Here is a 15,476-nt window from a genome sequence, read left to right on the forward strand (position 1 = left end):
GATGGCTGAACCACGACTGATCGAAATCTCGCCTGTGACCCGCGTCGAAGGGCATGGCAAGGTGACGATCCACCTCGACAAGGATGGGATGGTGGATGAAGCCCGGTTGCATATCGTGGAGTTTCGCGGATTTGAGCGTTTCATTCATGGTCGTTTGCTGTGGGAGGTGCCGGTGATCGTGCAGCGCTTGTGTGGCATCTGCCCGGTCAGCCACCATCTGGCCGCCGCCAAGGCGATGGATGTGATCTGTGGCGTTGATCAACTGCCGCCCACGGCGGAAAAGATGCGCCGCCTGATGCACTACGGGCAGGTGATGCAAAGCCATGTGCTGCATTTCTTTCATTTGGCAGCACCTGATCTGCTGTTTGGTTTCGATGCCCCTGCAGAACGCCGCAATATCTTTGAGGTGCTGCGCGAAAAGCCGGAACTGGGCCGTCGCGCGATCATGATGCGCAAGTTCGGGCAGGATATTATCGAGGCAACGGCGGGCAAGAAGATCCACGGGACTGCCGCGATCCCCGGCGGGATCAATCGCAACCTGCCAATTGAGACGCGCGATGGATTTCTGAAAACCGTGGCCGAGATGCAGGACTGGTCGCTGGATGCCCTGGCGCTTGCGCGGGATTATACGCTGGAACATGCCGAATTGGTGGGTGGTTTTGCGTCTTTCCCGTCGAAATACATGTCGCTGGTCCGGGAAGGCGACGGAGCGCTGGACCTATACCACGGCAATCTGCGGATGATTGATGCCGAGGGCGGCACGATTTTTGATCAGTTGCCTTATGACAGGTATCACGAGGTGCTGGTCGAGGATGTGCGGTCGTGGTCCTACATGAAATTCCCGTTCATCAAGGAGATCGGGCCAGACACGGGTTGGTACCGCGTTGGCCCGCTGGCCCGTATGAATACCGTCAGCCTGATTGATACACCGCTGGCGAACGCCGCCCGCGAGGAGCTGATGGCGGCGCATGGTACGGTGAAGGTTCACGCGGTTCTTGCCAACCACTGGGCGCGCATGATCGAGGTGCTGCATTGTGTGGAGAAGATTACCGAATTGCTGCATGACCCGGATCTGCAGGGGACCGACCTGAAGGCGAGTGGTGATCGGCGCGAGGAGGGGATTGGTGTGATCGAGGCGCCGCGCGGTAACCTGATCCACCATTACAAGGTCGATGAGAATGATCAGGTGACCTATTGCAACCTGATCGTGTCGACGACGCATAACAATGAGGGCATGAACCGCGCGGTCAAGGATGTGGCGGTCAAGCATATCTCGGGCCAGCCGGAGATTACCGAGGGGATGCTGAACCATGTGGAGGTGGCGATCCGCGCTTATGACCCGTGCCTGTCCTGCGCCACCCATGCGCTGGGCCAGATGCCGCTTGAGGTGGAGTTGCTGGATGCCGCGGGTCAGAGGCTGGATAAACGGGCGCGGGCGACATGATCCGCCTGATTGGATATGGTAACCCGGGGCGGGGGGATGACGGGCTGGGACCGGCCTTTGCCGGGCGAATGGGCGATGTGCCGGGGGTGGTGGTGTCGACTGATTATCAGCTGACCGTTGATCACGCGCTGTGGATTGCCGAGGCGGAGCGGGTTGTGTTTGTCGATGCGCTGATCCGGTCGGAGCAGCCGTTTGAATTCGCGCCGGTTGTGCCGTCTGACAGGCATGATGTGACCAGTCACAGCCTGAGCCCGGCGGCTGTTCTGGCCTTGTCGGGAACATTGTTCGGGGCCACGCCGGAAGCGTTTGTGCTGGGGATCACGGGGTATGAGTTTGGTGAGGTGAAGGAAGGTTTGAGCGCGAGGGCTGAGGAAAACCTGCGTCTGGCGCTGGCGTTTTTTGACGATTGGCTGGTGCGGTCTGATGGGGGATTTGCCCATGCATGAAATGTCCCTGTGCGAGAATATTCGCGATATCATTCAGGCGCAGGCCGCTGAGAGCGGGTTTGTTCGGGTCAATCGGGTCTGGCTGGAGGTTGGGGCGTTGTCCTGTGTTGAACCGGACGCGCTGCGCTTTGGATTTGATGTGGTGATGCGCGGGTCGGTGGCGGAGGGTGCTGCGCTGGAGATTGCGACGCCAGCGGCGAAGGCGCGGTGTCTGGCGTGTGGGCAGGTGGCTGTGGTTGCGCATCGGTATGATCCGTGTCCCGCTTGCGGCGCGGTGGAGATGCAGGTCACCCAGGGCGATGCGTTGAAGATCAGCAAATTGGAGGTCGTGTGATGTGCGGTACATGCGGATGTGGTGAAGGGCAGGTGCAGATCGACGGCAGGCACCACCATGGCGATACGCGCGAGATCGTGCTGGAGCGCGATATCATGGCCAAGAATGATGGCTATGCGGCTGCCAATCGCCAGCGGTTTCGTGACGGTGATGTTCTGGCGCTGAACCTTGTGTCCAGCCCGGGGTCTGGCAAGACATCCCTGCTTGTGAAGACGATTGAGATGCTGGGTGATGCGGCCTGTTCCGTGATCGAAGGCGATCAGCAAACATCGCACGATGCCGACCGTATCCGTGCGACGGGCGCGCCTGCGGTGCAGATCAATACCGGCAAGGGCTGCCATCTGGACGCGCATATGGTGGGGCATGCGGTGGATGATTTGGCGCCCAGGTCCGGGTCGATCCTGTTCATTGAGAATGTTGGCAATCTGGTCTGTCCAGCGGGTTTTGATCTGGGCGAGGCGCATAAGGTGGTTGTGCTGTCCGTAACCGAAGGCGAGGACAAACCGCTGAAATATCCTGACATGTTTGCGGCTGCCGATCTGGCGTTGATCAACAAGGCTGATCTGTTGCCGCATCTGGATGTGGATATGGACCGGATTGTCGCCAATGCGCGCCGGATCAATCCAAAGCTGGATCTCATCCGGATTTCTGCACGAACGGGCGAAGGCATGCAAGATTGGCTCGACTGGATCCGCGCGGCGCAGTCGGCCATGCGCCCTGCCACGGCGGCGGAATAATGTGCCTCGCAATCCCTGCCCGCGTTTTGAGCATTGAGCCGGATGACATGGCTGTCGTCGCGGTTGAGAATGTGAAGAAGCGCATTTCGACCGCCTTGCTGGAGCAGGTGGCAGAGGGCGATTACGTGCTGGTGCATGTGGGCTATGCCCTGCATCTGCTGAGCGAGGAGGAGGCGGCGCATACGCTCGCGTTGATGGCCGAAGCGGGTGTTCTGCAGGAAGAACTGGCAGATATCAGAGGGGAGACCTGATGCGCTATATCAGTGAATTCAGGGATCGGGCGCTGGCTGAGAAACTGGCCAAAGGCATCGCGCAGGAGGCTGATGCGGCGCGCGATTATCACTTCATGGAGTTTTGCGGCGGGCATACCCATGCGATTTTTCGTTATGGTGTGCAGGATCTGATGCCAGAGAATGTGCATTTTGTGCATGGCCCCGGTTGCCCGGTTTGCGTGCTTCCGGTGCGCCGGTTGGATGATGCGGTGGAATTGGCAGAGGCGCATGGCGTGATCCTGTGTACCTACGGCGACATGATGCGTGTGCCCGGCACCGGGCGGCGGTCGCTGATCCGGGCCAAGGCGGATGGGGCCGATATCCGTATGGTCTATTCCACGCTGGATGCCCTGAAGATTGCGCGGGACAATCCGGATCGGCAGGTTGTGTTCTTTGCTATCGGGTTCGAGACGACGACACCGCCGACGGCGGTGGCGATCAAGATGGCAAAGGCGGAGGGGCTGACCAACTTTACGGTGTTCTGCAACCATGTTCTGACACCGGCGGCGATTGGGCATATCCTCGATTCCCCTGATTTTGCACCGGGTGGGCCAGCGCGGATCGACGGGTTTCTGGGGCCCTCCCATGTTAGCGCAGTGATCGGCTCGCGGCCTTATGAAGCGGCTGCGCAAAGATATCACAAACCGGTTGTGATTGCGGGGTTTGAGCCGCTGGATGTCATGCAATCGGTGTTGATGCTGATCCGTCAGGTGAATGAAGGCCGCGCCGAGGTGGAGAATGAGTATACCCGCGTGGTGACCCGTGATGGCAACCAAAAGGCGCAAGGTTTGGTGGCTGAGGTGCTGGAGCTGCGCGACAGTTTCGAATGGCGGGGGCTGGGGGCTGTGCCGGATAGCGCGTTGCGGATCAGGGAGGCTTATGCGGAATTTGATGCCGAAAGACGCTTTGCCGTGTCGGACAAGCAATCGCGCGAGGTGAAATCCTGCGAATGTCCCGCCGTGCTGCGCGGCGTCAAGAAACCCACGGATTGCAAGCTGTTTGGCACGGTCTGCACACCGGACAACCCGATGGGGGCCTGCATGGTGTCGTCCGAAGGGGCATGTGCCGCCTATTGGAGCTATGGCCGCCAGCGCCAACCGGAAACCGCCGCATGATGACCGGTATGGTCGACATGACCCATGGCGGCGGTGGCCGGGCCATGGCCGATCTGATCCGCAATGTCTTTCAGCGGCACCTGACCAATCCGATCCTTGATCGGGGCGATGATGCGGGGCTGGTGAGTGTGCCGGGGCAGCGGCTGGTCATGTCTACCGATGGCCATGTGATTTCGCCCCTGTTCTTTCCCGGTGGCGATATCGGTGCGCTGTCGGTTCACGGCACGATCAATGATCTGGCGATGATGGGGGCGCAGCCGCTGTATCTGACGGCGGGGTTCATTCTGGAGGAAGGGTTTCCGTTGGACGATCTGGATCGCATTGTCAGGTCCATGGCGGGTGCTGCAAATGCGGCGGGTGTGCAGGTGATCAGCGGTGACACCAAGGTGGTCGAGCGGGGCAAGGGTGATGGTGTGTTCATCACGACGACCGGGCTTGGCGTTGTGCCCGACGGTCTGGACCTGTCCGCGCGCCATGTCCGGGCCGGTCAGGCGGTGCTGGTGTCAGGCACGATGGGCGATCATGGGGTCGCTGTTTTGTCGAAACGGGAAAATCTGGAGTTTGAGACCGAGATATTGTCGGATTCGGCTGCCTTGCATGGGTTGGTGGCGGAGATGGTTGCTGCTGTTCCGAGTATGGTCATGCTGCGCGATCCGACCCGTGGTGGGCTGGCTGCGACGCTGAATGAAATTGCGACAGCGGCGGGGGTTGGCATGATGCTGGATGAGGCGCAGGTTCCTGTCGCCCCCGATGTGGCGGCGGCGTGTGAATTGCTGGGCCTTGATCCGCTGAACACGGCCAATGAAGGCAAGCTGATCGCGATTTGTCCTGCTGGGGATGCTGAAGCGTTGCTGGCCACGATGCGTGCGCATCCTCTTGGCTGCGATGCGTCGATCATTGGTGAAGTGACGGAGGACCCCGCGCATCTGGTGCAGATGCGGACTGCGTTTGGTGGCTCCCGCATTGTCGACTGGCTGGCGGGCGAACAATTGCCGCGCATCTGTTGACCAAGGTGGGTGTGGTTGGTCGGCAGATCACCGTGCGAGGTCGCGTACAGGGTGTCGGGTTTCGCCCGTTTGTCTGGCGACTGGCGCATGAGGCGGCTGTGACCGGTCACGTGCTGAATGATGGTGCGGGTGTCCGTATTGAGGTTTGGGGGAAAAGCGCCGATCTGGATCGGTTCTTACATGAGCTGGAGCGTGATCCGCCTCCGTTGGCGCGGATTGAGGCGGTTGTCTGGACGGTGCTTGAAGGGTTGCCCCCTGACCAATTTCAGATTGTCCAAAGCGTTGATGGAGATATTAACACGGAGATTGCGCCGGACGCTGCAACATGCCCGGATTGCCTGAGAGAAATCTGCGATCCGGCTGACAGGCGCTATCGCTATGCCTTTGCCAATTGCACCCATTGCGGTCCGCGTCTGTCGATCGTGGAGGGTATACCGTATGACCGTGCGCGCACGTCTATGCGGACGTTTGACATGTGCGATGACTGCCGCCGGGAGTACGAGGATCCGGCTGACCGCCGGTTTCATGCGCAGCCGAATGCGTGTCCGATCTGCGGGCCAAGGCTTTGGATCGAGGATGTGCGAGGGGAAGTCGCAAGGGGTGATCCCATTGATGAGGCCGTTCGCCGTCTGAAGGGAGGCCAGATCATTGCGGTCAAGGGCGTGGGCGGTTTTCATTTGGCCTGTGATGCGACGAGTGCGGATGCAGTGGCGGAATTGCGTCGGCGCAAACGCCGGGTCGCCAAGCCGCTGGCGCTGATGGCAAAGGATCTGGAGCAGATCAGGGGGTTTTGTGATGTGACTGCGCCGGAGGCGGATTTGCTGAGCTCTTCCATTGCCCCCATTGTTTTGTTGCGGAGCCGGGACCATGCGGGATTGATCGGCGTTGCGCCGGGGCTGAATTGCATGGGCGTCATGTTGCCCCAGTCGCCGCTGCATCATTTGCTGTTGACTGAATTTGGCGGGCCGCTTGTCATGACATCCGGTAATTTCGCCGATACGCCGCAAGTCACCGATAATGCGCAGGCGCGCGTGGACTTGGCGGGCATCGCTGATGCGTGGCTGTTGCATGACCGGGATATCGTGAACAGGTTGGATGACAGTATCATGCGGGTTGATCTGGCGGCCCCTGTCGTCTTGCGGCGCGGCCGGGGCATGGCACCGGCCGCGATCCGGCTGCACGAGCGTTTCGCAGAGGCGCCGCCGACACTGGCCATGGGGGCCGAGTTGAAATCGACATTCTGTCTGATCAAGGGTGGTCAGGCGGTCCCTTCTCAGCATATCGGTGATCTGAAGAACGCGGAAACCTATGCCGATTATCGCGAGAAGGTCACGCTGTTCCGCGACCTTTATCAGTTTGACCCAGCGGTGGTCGCTGTTGATCTGCATCCTGATTACCTGTCGACGAAATGGGGTGAGCGGTTGGCAGAGGATACTGGCGCGACGCTGATCCGGGTACAGCACCACCATGCCCATCTGGTCGGCTGTCTGGCTGAACATCAGATTGACCCGGATGACGCCAAGACTGTTGGTGTGATCCTGGATGGTACGGGTCTTGGGACGGACGAAACCATCTGGGGTGGCGAGATCCTGTTGGGTGATTATGCTGGTTTCGAGCGCAAGGCCCATTTTGCGCCCGTCGCCCTGCCAGGTGGCGAACGGGCCGTTCTGGAACCGTGGCGCAATCTTGTCGCGCATCTGGTTGCCGCTTTTGGCATTGATTGGCGGATCCATCTTGTCGGCACCGGTTTGGCGGATCTTACGGATGAAAAGCCCGTCGATCTGATTGAACGGATGATCGCTCAAAGCTTAAACGCGCCGCTTGCGTCCTCGGCGGGCCGGTTGTTTGATGCTGTCGCCGCAGCGCTGGGCATCGTGTTTGGTCGTCAGCATTATGAAGGACAGGCGGCGATGGAGCTTGAGGCTTTGGTGACCGGTTCAGTGCCAGCCACGGGTTATCCGGTGTGTGTTGCGGACAACACCTTATCGTGGCGGCCCATGTGGATGGCATTGCTGGACGATCTGCGATCAGGGGTCGATCACGGCGTGATCGCCGCCCGCTTTCATGGCGGTCTGGTGGTGGCGCTGGCCGATGTTGTAACGCAGGTCGCCACCGAGGCGGGGACGGGTCGTATCGTTTTATCGGGTGGCGTGATGCAGAACCGTTTGCTGGTGGAGGGCGTGTATGCCCGCCTGCGATCAAACGGTTTCAACGTGTTGGCCCACCGGCAAGTCCCGGCAAACGATGGTGGCATATCGTTGGGTCAGGCCGCGATTGCGGCGCTGGCCTGAGCTATTCGGCGGCGACTTCGCGGTCGGCCTCGGGCACGTTGAGCGTTGACCATGTATCGTCACGCGGTGGCGAAGGTGGTGTATCGCAGGACCGTTTGTGAATGTTCACCTTGGCGATGAAGTTTGCTGAAATCGGGGCGGTTACAAAGAGAAACGCCATGATCAGCAATTCGTGCATCGACCCTTCGGCATAGACATAGGAATGGATCATCGAGGCGAGCAGGAGCGACCCGATGCCGACCGTGCCCACCTTGGTCGGCGCGTGCAGCCGGGTCATGGAGTCATTGAATTTCATCAGGCCAATGGCCCCGACCAGTGCAAAGCCTGCCCCGATCAAAAGGGCCAGCCCCACGGCATACATACCGATCACTTGCCAGATCATTCGATGATGTCCCCCCGTAGCACGAACCGTGCATAAGCCACTGTCGAGACAAAGCCGAGCATGGCGATGATCAGCGATGCCTCGAAATAAATGCGTATCCCTTGGGCGATGCCCAAAAGCACGATCAGCCCGATCGCGTTGATCACCATCGTGTCCAGCGCCAGTATTCGGTCGCCGGTTGTTGGCCCCATCACCAGCCGGATCATCGACATGACTTGCGCAATTGCCACTGCGCAGAATGCAATGATCAGGGCGATATTCATGAAATCCTCGGCAAAGCTCATGCGAAAATCTCCTTCAGGCGCCGTTCATAGCGGTCCTTGATCTCGTCCCTTACCGCGTCAGGATCATCGGTATGCAGGACATGCACCAAAAGGCTGTGACCGGCGTCGGACAGGTCCGCCGATACGGTGCCGGGTGTCAGGGTGATAGTCCCGGCGAGCATCGTGATCGCCTCGGGCTGTTTGAGTTCCAACGGTACGACGATCCATGCGGGTTTGAGTTTTGCATTCGGCACCGTCAGCACGATCCATGCCACCTGCACATTGGCGACCATGATGTCCCAGATGACTACCACGGCATAGCGCATCATCTTGGTCAGGTGGAAGCTGCGCGGTGTGTCCGGCCACCAGACTGCCGTTGCCCAGGGGATCAGGATACCAAGGATGATCCCAAACACGACCATCCCTGCCGAGACGCTGTTTTGGAGCAATGTCCAGACGACTGCAAGCAGCAGTGTCAGGAAGGGGTGCGGCATAAGCCAGCGTAGTGATCTGATCATATCAATACCCTTCCTTTGGTTCGCTGAGCTTGCCCGGTGTGTCCAGCACGGTGCTGATATAGGGTTCCGGCGCAAAGAGCTGGGCGGATGTGGCGGTCATGTAATTGTAGGCGGGTCCGGCGAAGACCGTGTGCGCCACCAGAAGGGTCAGAAGGCCGCCGACTGCGACGTATGACAAGGTGGCGGGTGCCGTTTGCGGTGGGCTGTCTTCTGGATGTTCAACGCTGTGCGCTTTCCAGAATACCACGCTGCCTGCCCGGGCGAAGCCGATCACGCTGATCAGGCTTGCGGTCAGGATTATTGCCCATGCCCAGACAGCAAGCGGCGAATTGAAGGTCGCGTCAAGGATCAGCAGTTTGCCAAGAAAACCCGATAGCGGTGGTAGGCCTGTCATGGCGATAGCCGCGACAAAGAACATCCCCGCTGTTAGGGATGCACCTGCTATGGGCGGTGCTGTGGTCAGCGCCAGGTTGGCCCGCCCGTTGCGCACCAGATCGGTGATCAGGAACAGCGCGCTTGCTGCCAGCGTGGAATGCACGATGTAGTAAAGGGCCGCCGCGATCCCGTCGGGCGTGAAAAGGGCTGTGGCCGTCATCACCATGCCCATCGACCCGATGACCGAGAAGGCCACGAGCCGGTCGAGTTTCTTGGCGGCGAGGACCCCGACCATGCCGATAGCGAGAGATAGCAGTGCGACAGGTAGCAGCCAGAGCCCGTGCAGCCCTGCTGTCGCCTCAAGATCCGGGGGGAAGACGATGGTGTAGACACGGATGATGGCGTAGGCGCCGACCTTGGTCATGATCGCGAACAGGGCGGCGACTGGCCCCGGGGCCTCGGCATAACTGGATGGCAGCCAGAAATGTAGCGGGATCACCGCCGCTTTGATCGCGAAGACCATCAGCAGAAGCACCGCGGCGATGCGGATGCCGACCGTGGCCTCCGGGTCGATCAATTGCACCCGCATGGCAAGGTCGGCCATGTTCAGCGTGCCGGTTTCGGCGTAGATGGACCCGAGCGCGAACAGGAACAGTGTCGATCCGAGCAGGTTGAAGAGCACGTATTGCACGCCGGCCCGCAGCCGGGCGTTACCGCCGGAGTGGATCATCAGGCCGTAGGAGGCGATCAGCAAAACCTCGAAGAAAACGAAGAGGTTGAAAAGGTCACCGGTCAGGAAGGCCCCCATGATCCCCATCAGTTGGAACTGGTAGAGCGCATGGAAATGCCGCCCGCGTTCGTCCCATTTCGATCCGATGGCGTAGAGCAGCACGAAGAGCGCCAGAACCGAGGTCAGTAGGACCATCAGTGTCGACAGCCGGTCGGCGACCAGTACGATCCCGAAAGGTGCGGCCCAGTCACCTAACTGGTAGAGCGTGACAGTGCCGTCGGAGGCCTGCCAAGCAAGCCCGGCGGCAATGCAGATCAGCCCGACGACGCCGGCAACAGATAGGACCCGCTGAATGCCGATCTGATATCGGGCGGCCAGCACGATGAAGGGCGCTACGAAGGCGGGCAACATCACGGGAAGGATGATCCAATGGCTCATGTCGCATCCTCGGGTGCGGTATCGTCTGTCACCGGGTCATCCACGTGGTCGTCATTGGAGCCCAGATAGGCCCCCAGAGCGACCATCACCACAACGGCTGTCATCCCGAAGGAAATCACGATGGCGGTCAGGACCAGCGCCTGCGGCAGCGGATCGGTGTAGTTGGTGGCATCCGTCAAGATGGGTGGTGCCCCGACCTTGAGCCTGCCGGAGGCGAAGAGGAATACGTTCACCGCGTAGGTCAGCAGCGATATGCCCATAATCACCGGGAAGGTGCGCAGGCGCATGACAAGGTAGAGACCTGCAGCCGTCAGAATGCCGATGGCGGAAGCAACGAGGAGTTCCATTTTATGCCTCCGCCTTTTCGTCGCGGGATGGATCGATATCCATCGGGTAATCGCTGTCGGCGACATGGGCGCGCCGCGCCAATCGCGAGAAGCTTTCCAGTGACAGCATCACTGCGCCGACAACGGCAAGGAACACGCCAAGGTCGAAGGCCGCCGCGGTCGCCAGTTCGAATTCCTGGAATGGCGGGATGCGTACATATTCGAAGTCAGAGGTCAGGAACGGTTTGCTGACGAACCATGACCCGATCCCGGTGAGGCCTGCGACCAGCACGCCCGCCCCGATGATCCCGTGATAGGGATAGCGCAGCCGCGCCGATGCCCAGCTGAACCCGCTGGCCATGTATTGCATCACCACGCCGATTGACACGACAAGCCCCGCGATGAAACCACCGCCCGGTTCGTTATGGCCGCGCAGGAAGATGTAGAAGCCGACCATCAGTACAACCGGCATGATCACCCGTGTCAGCACAACCATCATCATCGGATGCATATCGCCTGCGCGCGGCTGATCGGGTTTACGGTTCAACAGGCGCGCCCGCACCGGCCCGGACAACAGAGTTTCGGTCAGGGCATAGATCAGCAACGCCGCAATCCCCAGCACGATGATTTCGCCGTAGGTATCAAAGCCCCGGAAATCGACAAGGATCACGTTCACCACGTTGGTGCCGCCACCGCCCTTGTAGGAATTGGCGAGGTGGAAATCGGATATTGTTGGCGCGACCGTGTCCCGCAGCAAGTAGTGGAAGGATATTGCCATTGTTGCCAGACCACCCGCCACGGCAACGGTGATATCGCGCATGCGCCGGAAAACAGTGCTTTCCACCGGGGTCTGGTTGGGCAGAAAGTTCAGCGCCAACAGCAGCAGGATGATTGTCACCACTTCGACCGTGATTTGGGTCATCGCCAGATCCGGTGCGCTGAAGAAGACAAAGCCGATGGATACCATTAGCCCCACAATCCCGATCAGGATCAATGACATCAGGCGGTTACGATGCATGAACACCATGCCAATGGTGGCCGCAGCCAGCATCAACCAACCGGCGATGGGCACAATGCCTACTGGCTGCATCTCGCGCGTGGCGGGGCCGACCGTGCCGGTGGCCCAAGCGTGATAGCCGACACCGATCACCGTGACTGCAAAGATTGCCGCATAGCGGGTGAAGGCGCCGTTATGCAGAGTGTGGGTGAATCCACGCGCCAGCGTGACCGCGGCGGCGATGATGGCGTCGAATATGGTTTTCGCCTCGGGCCGCGGCGTTGCATCCCACGCTTTCAGCAGCGGCTTGAGCATGGCCAGTACGATCAGGCCGCCGACCACGGCGATGATCGACATGTAAAGCGCAGGCACCAGACCGTGCCAGATTTTCAGATAGTTCGATGGCACTTCTGCCGCTGACCCCAGCACGGAGGCGGTAACCATCTTGACGAAAGGTTCGGCCAGGAACGGGGCAGAGCCGATGACAACCACCAGAATGACCAGCAGTGATGGCGGCCCCCACATCCCAAAACCAGGGTCATGCGGTTTGGCCGGGTAATCATCGCGGACCGGGCCAAGGAAGACATGCCAGATCAGACGGAAACAGTAGGCGGCGGAAAAGAGCGATCCGATGGTGGCCAGAACCGGCACCAGCATGGGCGAGTTGAACAGGACCGTATGGTTCGCCTCTTCCAGCATCATCTCTTTCGACAGGAAGCCGTTGAGGAACGGAATGCCAGCCATGGAAAGGGCCGCGAGCGTTGCGATGATGAACGTAATCGGCATCAGGTGCCGCAAGCCGCCCAGACGCCTGATGTCGCGTGTATGCGCCTCGTGATCGATGATCCCGGCGGACATAAAGAGGGCGGCCTTGAACGTGGCGTGGTTGAGGATGTGGAATACCGCTGCCATGGCGCCGAAGGCCGTGCCGGTGCCAAGAAGCATGGTGATCAGCCCCAGATGGCTGACTGTTGAGAAGGCGAGCAGCGCCTTGAGGTCGTGTTTGAAGAGCGCGATAACCGCCCCCAGAACCATGGTGATCAGGCCTGCGGTGGTGACGATGACAAACCATTCGGTGGTTCCGGACAGAACTGGCCACATCCGCGCCATCAGGAAAATCCCGGCCTTTACCATGGTGGCCGAGTGCAGATAGGCCGACACGGGTGTTGGTGCTGCCATGGCGTGGGGCAACCAGAAATGGAACGGGAATTGGGCGGATTTGGTGAAGCAGCCCAGCAGGATCAGGATCAGCGCAGGCAGGTAAAGCGGTGATGCCTGGATCAGATCGCGGTTTTCCAGAATGACGGTCAGGTCATAACTGCCCACGATATTGCCAAGGATCAGCATGCCACCGACCATGGCAAGGCCACCCATACCGGTCACGGCGAGCGCCATCCGCGCGCCTTGCCGCCCTTCTGGCAGATGTTTCCAGTAGCCGATCAGCAGGAAGGATGACAGCGATGTCAGTTCCCAGAAGATCAGCAAAAGCAGGATGTTGTTGCTGAGAACGATCCCCACCATCGCGCCCTGGAAGAGCAGGAGGTAGGTGAAAAATTCGCCCATATTGTCGTCGCGCGACAGGTAGTAGCGGGCATATGTGATGATCAGAAGGCCGATGCCAAGGATCAGTGACGCAAAGAAGAACCCCAGCCCATCGAGCATGAAGGTTACATTCAGGCCGAGTGACGGCAGCCAGTCGACCCCGACGGTCACAACCTCGCCCGCGATCACGGCTGGCAGATTGGTCAAAAGGCCCACAAATGCGACCAGCGCGACGGTAAAGGTCACGCCCGCGCAGGCTGCACGGCCTGCTGAATACATCAAACCGGGAAGAAGCGCCCCGAGAAAAGGTACAGCGACGACAAGAAAGAGAGACACGCGCACTCCATATCTAAGGGTCTTCGACCTTGACCTGTTTGTGCTAAATCGGCGCTATCCTCAAGGGGACGCGACGTAATTTGTTTCCAAATGGTCAAAGATGTTTGATGTTAAATTAGGTGTTCCGGCCAAATTTCAACTGCAAATCGACAGGTATGGTGCGCTTTTGTATGCGGAAAATCCAGCGGACCGCCTATTGCTGGCATTGCGCCCAGTCCAAACCAAACCGGTCAAGGTATTTGCGCAGGCGGTCGGCATCGTTTCGGCTGGATTTGGCGGCCCGCGAGGCGGCAAAGAGCCTGCGACCCGCCGCGCTGATACTGGCGGATTGCTGGCAGACCCGGATCACGGCGGCCAGCTGCACGCGGTCGAATTCGTCGATGTTCTGTGCGGCCTCGCCCAGATGTTCGGTCAGCAGTTGCATGTCCGGGTCGCGGCTGGCCTGCGTCCAGATCGATTGCAGCGTGGTGATTTCATCCTCGACCATGGCCAGCGTGATCCGCCCGCGCGGGGCGAGGGTACACATGCGCTGGACTGAGGCAGACAAATCGCGGAAATTGCCCGGCCAGAGCGTGCCGGGGTCGGTTGCGAACCGTTGATAGCGAGTGAAGGCGTCGGCGTTGAAGCTGACCTGCGTGCCGAGCAATTTTTCGACGCGGGCCAGCTCGTATTCGAGGTTCGGGGCGATATCCTCTGGCCGGTCGCGCAGGGCAGGTAAGGCAAAGGTCCAGAGGTTGAGGCGCGCGAAAAGATCGGCGCGGAACCGGCCTTTGGCGACCTGCGCGGCCAGATCGCGCCCGGCTCCGGCGATCAGGTGGAACCGGCTGGTGACCTCGTAATCCGATCCAAGCGGGAAGTATTTGCCAGTCTCGATCGCGTGCAGGATCATCGCCTGTTCATCAAGGCCAAGTTCGTCGATTTCATCTAGGAAAAGGACGCCGCCATCCGCCTCTTGCAAAAGCCCGCGCCGGTCGGCCCCTGCACCGGGGATGGCTTGCCTGCGATGTCCGAACAGGGTGGACATGGCCCGTTCGCCCTTGAGCGTTGAACAATTCACATGCACCAGTCGCCCCTTGATGCGGCGGCGTTGCAGTTTCAACTCGTACAGGCGCGCGGCCAGATCGGATTTGCCGGTGCCCGTGGGTCCCATCAGCAAAAGCGGGGCGTCGGAGTTCGATGTCACAACCTCCATCCGGTCGATCATGGCGTTGAAGCCGGCGTTGCGCGTTTCGATCCCGCCTTTTAGCAGGGTGTTGTATTCGCGGGTGACCAGATCGAAGCGTTGCTGGATGGCGTTGTATTTCGACAGGTCCAGATCGACGACCTGCAGGGTGCCGGGGCCAATGTCGTCGCCCCGTGGTGGCCCGGTCTGGACCAGCTTGGCCGGGATGTGCCGGGATTCTGTCAGCAGGAACCAGCAGATCTGGGCGACATGCGTGCCGGTGGTCAGGTGAACGTGATAGTCTTCGCGTTCGTCGTCGAACCCATAATCGCGCGCGAAATCATAGAGCGCGCCATACATTTCCTCAAAATCCCAGGGATCGGCGATGTCGATCCGCTGCAGCAGGACCTCGGTCTGAGGGTTCTTACGCGTCACCTCGCCTTTGATCTTTTCGGCCAGGCCACGCCAGCGACCGGAATAGATCAGCTCCAGCCGGTCGATCGGAAAATCGGCATGTTCGGCGATCTGGACGGATGGGCGCCAGCGCCGGCGTTTGCCCGCATCCAGATTCGTGCCGAGAAAGCCGATGACCACGTTATTCTTCATGATGTTATCCATACAGATAAGATGCGATACATTTCAATCGCTTTTCTGACTGACTATTTCATTCTTCCAAAAATACTCAAATAAAAACAGTGCGTTACAGCATTTTCGTTATTTCTTCGTCCGGCGGTGCAAATCAGCGAGAACAGCCTCACTGA

15 protein-coding genes are annotated in these 15,476 nt (G+C 59.8%); 8 read left to right on the plus strand and 7 right to left on the minus strand.

Annotated features, from left to right (window positions below; genetic code table 11):
• Position 1: 1 nt before the first annotated feature.
• Genes ACFWW4_RS13875 through hypF form a run of 8 tightly spaced genes read left to right on the plus strand, consistent with a single transcriptional unit; the run spans position 2 to position 7,646 of the window.
• A complete protein-coding gene (locus ACFWW4_RS13875; protein ID WP_411891409.1) occupies positions 2–1,444 on the plus strand; it encodes a Ni/Fe hydrogenase subunit alpha in 1,443 nt (480 codons plus the stop codon).
• Positions 1,441–1,890, plus strand: coding sequence for a hydrogenase maturation protease (locus tag ACFWW4_RS13880; protein ID WP_411891410.1), 450 nt, complete (start codon positions 1,441–1,443; stop codon positions 1,888–1,890). The genes ACFWW4_RS13875 and ACFWW4_RS13880 overlap by 4 nt, the downstream gene beginning before the upstream one ends.
• The gene (gene hypA, locus ACFWW4_RS13885) at positions 1,883–2,224 is read left to right on the plus strand and encodes a hydrogenase maturation nickel metallochaperone HypA (RefSeq protein WP_411891411.1); all 342 of its coding nucleotides are present in this window, start codon (positions 1,883–1,885) and stop codon (positions 2,222–2,224) included. Before ACFWW4_RS13880 ends, hypA begins: the two co-directional genes overlap by 8 nt.
• Positions 2,224–2,961, plus strand: a complete 738-nt coding sequence (gene hypB, locus ACFWW4_RS13890; protein ID WP_411891412.1) for a hydrogenase nickel incorporation protein HypB — start codon at positions 2,224–2,226, stop codon at positions 2,959–2,961. Before hypA ends, hypB begins: the two co-directional genes overlap by 1 nt.
• On the plus strand, positions 2,961–3,212 hold the full coding sequence (locus ACFWW4_RS13895) for a HypC/HybG/HupF family hydrogenase formation chaperone (protein ID WP_411891413.1): 252 nt from the start codon (positions 2,961–2,963) through the stop codon (positions 3,210–3,212). Before hypB ends, ACFWW4_RS13895 begins: the two co-directional genes overlap by 1 nt.
• Positions 3,212–4,348, plus strand: a complete 1,137-nt coding sequence (hypD, locus tag ACFWW4_RS13900) for a hydrogenase formation protein HypD (protein ID WP_411891414.1) — start codon at positions 3,212–3,214, stop codon at positions 4,346–4,348. The genes ACFWW4_RS13895 and hypD overlap by 1 nt, the downstream gene beginning before the upstream one ends.
• Complete coding sequence (gene hypE, locus ACFWW4_RS13905; RefSeq protein ID WP_411891415.1) at positions 4,345–5,355, plus strand: hydrogenase expression/formation protein HypE; 1,011 nt, start codon at positions 4,345–4,347, stop codon at positions 5,353–5,355. Before hypD ends, hypE begins: the two co-directional genes overlap by 4 nt.
• Before the next feature lie 32 nt (positions 5,356–5,387).
• Complete coding sequence (gene hypF / locus ACFWW4_RS13910) at positions 5,388–7,646, plus strand: carbamoyltransferase HypF (protein WP_411891416.1); 2,259 nt, start codon at positions 5,388–5,390, stop codon at positions 7,644–7,646.
• A 1-nt stretch (position 7,647) separates the two neighbouring features.
• On the opposite strand, the gene mnhG is transcribed toward hypF, so the two are convergent.
• The 7 genes from mnhG to rtcR form a co-directional block, all read right to left on the minus strand.
• Positions 7,648–8,028 (minus strand): monovalent cation/H(+) antiporter subunit G, encoded by a 381-nt coding sequence (gene mnhG / locus ACFWW4_RS13915; RefSeq protein ID WP_411891417.1) that lies wholly within the window; start codon positions 8,026–8,028, stop codon positions 7,648–7,650.
• Entirely contained in the window at positions 8,025–8,312 is a 288-nt protein-coding gene (locus ACFWW4_RS13920) for a K+/H+ antiporter subunit F (RefSeq protein ID WP_411891418.1), read from the minus strand. The genes mnhG and ACFWW4_RS13920 overlap by 4 nt, the downstream gene beginning before the upstream one ends.
• Positions 8,309–8,809: a Na+/H+ antiporter subunit E gene (locus ACFWW4_RS13925; RefSeq protein ID WP_411891419.1), complete on the minus strand. Its 501-nt coding sequence runs from the start codon at positions 8,807–8,809 to the stop codon at positions 8,309–8,311. The genes ACFWW4_RS13920 and ACFWW4_RS13925 overlap by 4 nt, the downstream gene beginning before the upstream one ends.
• A 1-nt stretch (position 8,810) precedes the next feature.
• Positions 8,811–10,352, minus strand: a complete 1,542-nt coding sequence (locus tag ACFWW4_RS13930; RefSeq protein ID WP_411891420.1) for a monovalent cation/H+ antiporter subunit D — start codon at positions 10,350–10,352, stop codon at positions 8,811–8,813.
• On the minus strand, positions 10,349–10,699 hold the full coding sequence (locus tag ACFWW4_RS13935; RefSeq protein WP_411891421.1) for a Na+/H+ antiporter subunit C: 351 nt from the start codon (positions 10,697–10,699) through the stop codon (positions 10,349–10,351). The genes ACFWW4_RS13930 and ACFWW4_RS13935 overlap by 4 nt, the downstream gene beginning before the upstream one ends.
• A gap of 1 nt (position 10,700) precedes the next feature.
• Positions 10,701–13,553, minus strand: a complete 2,853-nt coding sequence (locus ACFWW4_RS13940; RefSeq protein WP_411891422.1) for a monovalent cation/H+ antiporter subunit A — start codon at positions 13,551–13,553, stop codon at positions 10,701–10,703.
• Positions 13,554–13,746: 193 nt separating this feature from the next.
• Positions 13,747–15,321, minus strand: a complete 1,575-nt coding sequence (gene rtcR / locus ACFWW4_RS13945; protein ID WP_411891423.1) for an RNA repair transcriptional activator RtcR — start codon at positions 15,319–15,321, stop codon at positions 13,747–13,749.
• Positions 15,322–15,476 lie beyond the last annotated feature (155 nt).

The organism is Yoonia sp. SDW83-1, assembly GCF_046762885.1.
In the GTDB taxonomy this organism is placed as follows: Bacteria; Pseudomonadota; Alphaproteobacteria; order Rhodobacterales; family Rhodobacteraceae; genus Yoonia.

Coding starts and splice junctions, on each gene's coding strand:
- ACFWW4_RS13875 (WP_411891409.1), top strand. CDS start 2: ATGGCTGAACCACGACTGATCGAAATCTCGCCTGTGACCCGCGTCGAA.
- ACFWW4_RS13880 (WP_411891410.1), top strand. CDS start 1,441: ATGATCCGCCTGATTGGATATGGTAACCCGGGGCGGGGGGATGACGGG.
- hypA (WP_411891411.1), top strand. CDS start 1,883: ATGCATGAAATGTCCCTGTGCGAGAATATTCGCGATATCATTCAGGCG.
- hypB (WP_411891412.1), top strand. CDS start 2,224: ATGTGCGGTACATGCGGATGTGGTGAAGGGCAGGTGCAGATCGACGGC.
- ACFWW4_RS13895 (WP_411891413.1), top strand. CDS start 2,961: ATGTGCCTCGCAATCCCTGCCCGCGTTTTGAGCATTGAGCCGGATGAC.
- hypD (WP_411891414.1), top strand. CDS start 3,212: ATGCGCTATATCAGTGAATTCAGGGATCGGGCGCTGGCTGAGAAACTG.
- hypE (WP_411891415.1), top strand. CDS start 4,345: ATGATGACCGGTATGGTCGACATGACCCATGGCGGCGGTGGCCGGGCC.
- mnhG (WP_411891417.1), bottom strand. CDS start 8,028: ATGATCTGGCAAGTGATCGGTATGTATGCCGTGGGGCTGGCCCTTTTG.
- ACFWW4_RS13920 (WP_411891418.1), bottom strand. CDS start 8,312: ATGAGCTTTGCCGAGGATTTCATGAATATCGCCCTGATCATTGCATTC.
- ACFWW4_RS13925 (WP_411891419.1), bottom strand. CDS start 8,809: ATGATCAGATCACTACGCTGGCTTATGCCGCACCCCTTCCTGACACTG.
- ACFWW4_RS13930 (WP_411891420.1), bottom strand. CDS start 10,352: ATGAGCCATTGGATCATCCTTCCCGTGATGTTGCCCGCCTTCGTAGCG.
- ACFWW4_RS13935 (WP_411891421.1), bottom strand. CDS start 10,699: ATGGAACTCCTCGTTGCTTCCGCCATCGGCATTCTGACGGCTGCAGGT.
- rtcR (WP_411891423.1), bottom strand. CDS start 15,321: ATGAAGAATAACGTGGTCATCGGCTTTCTCGGCACGAATCTGGATGCG.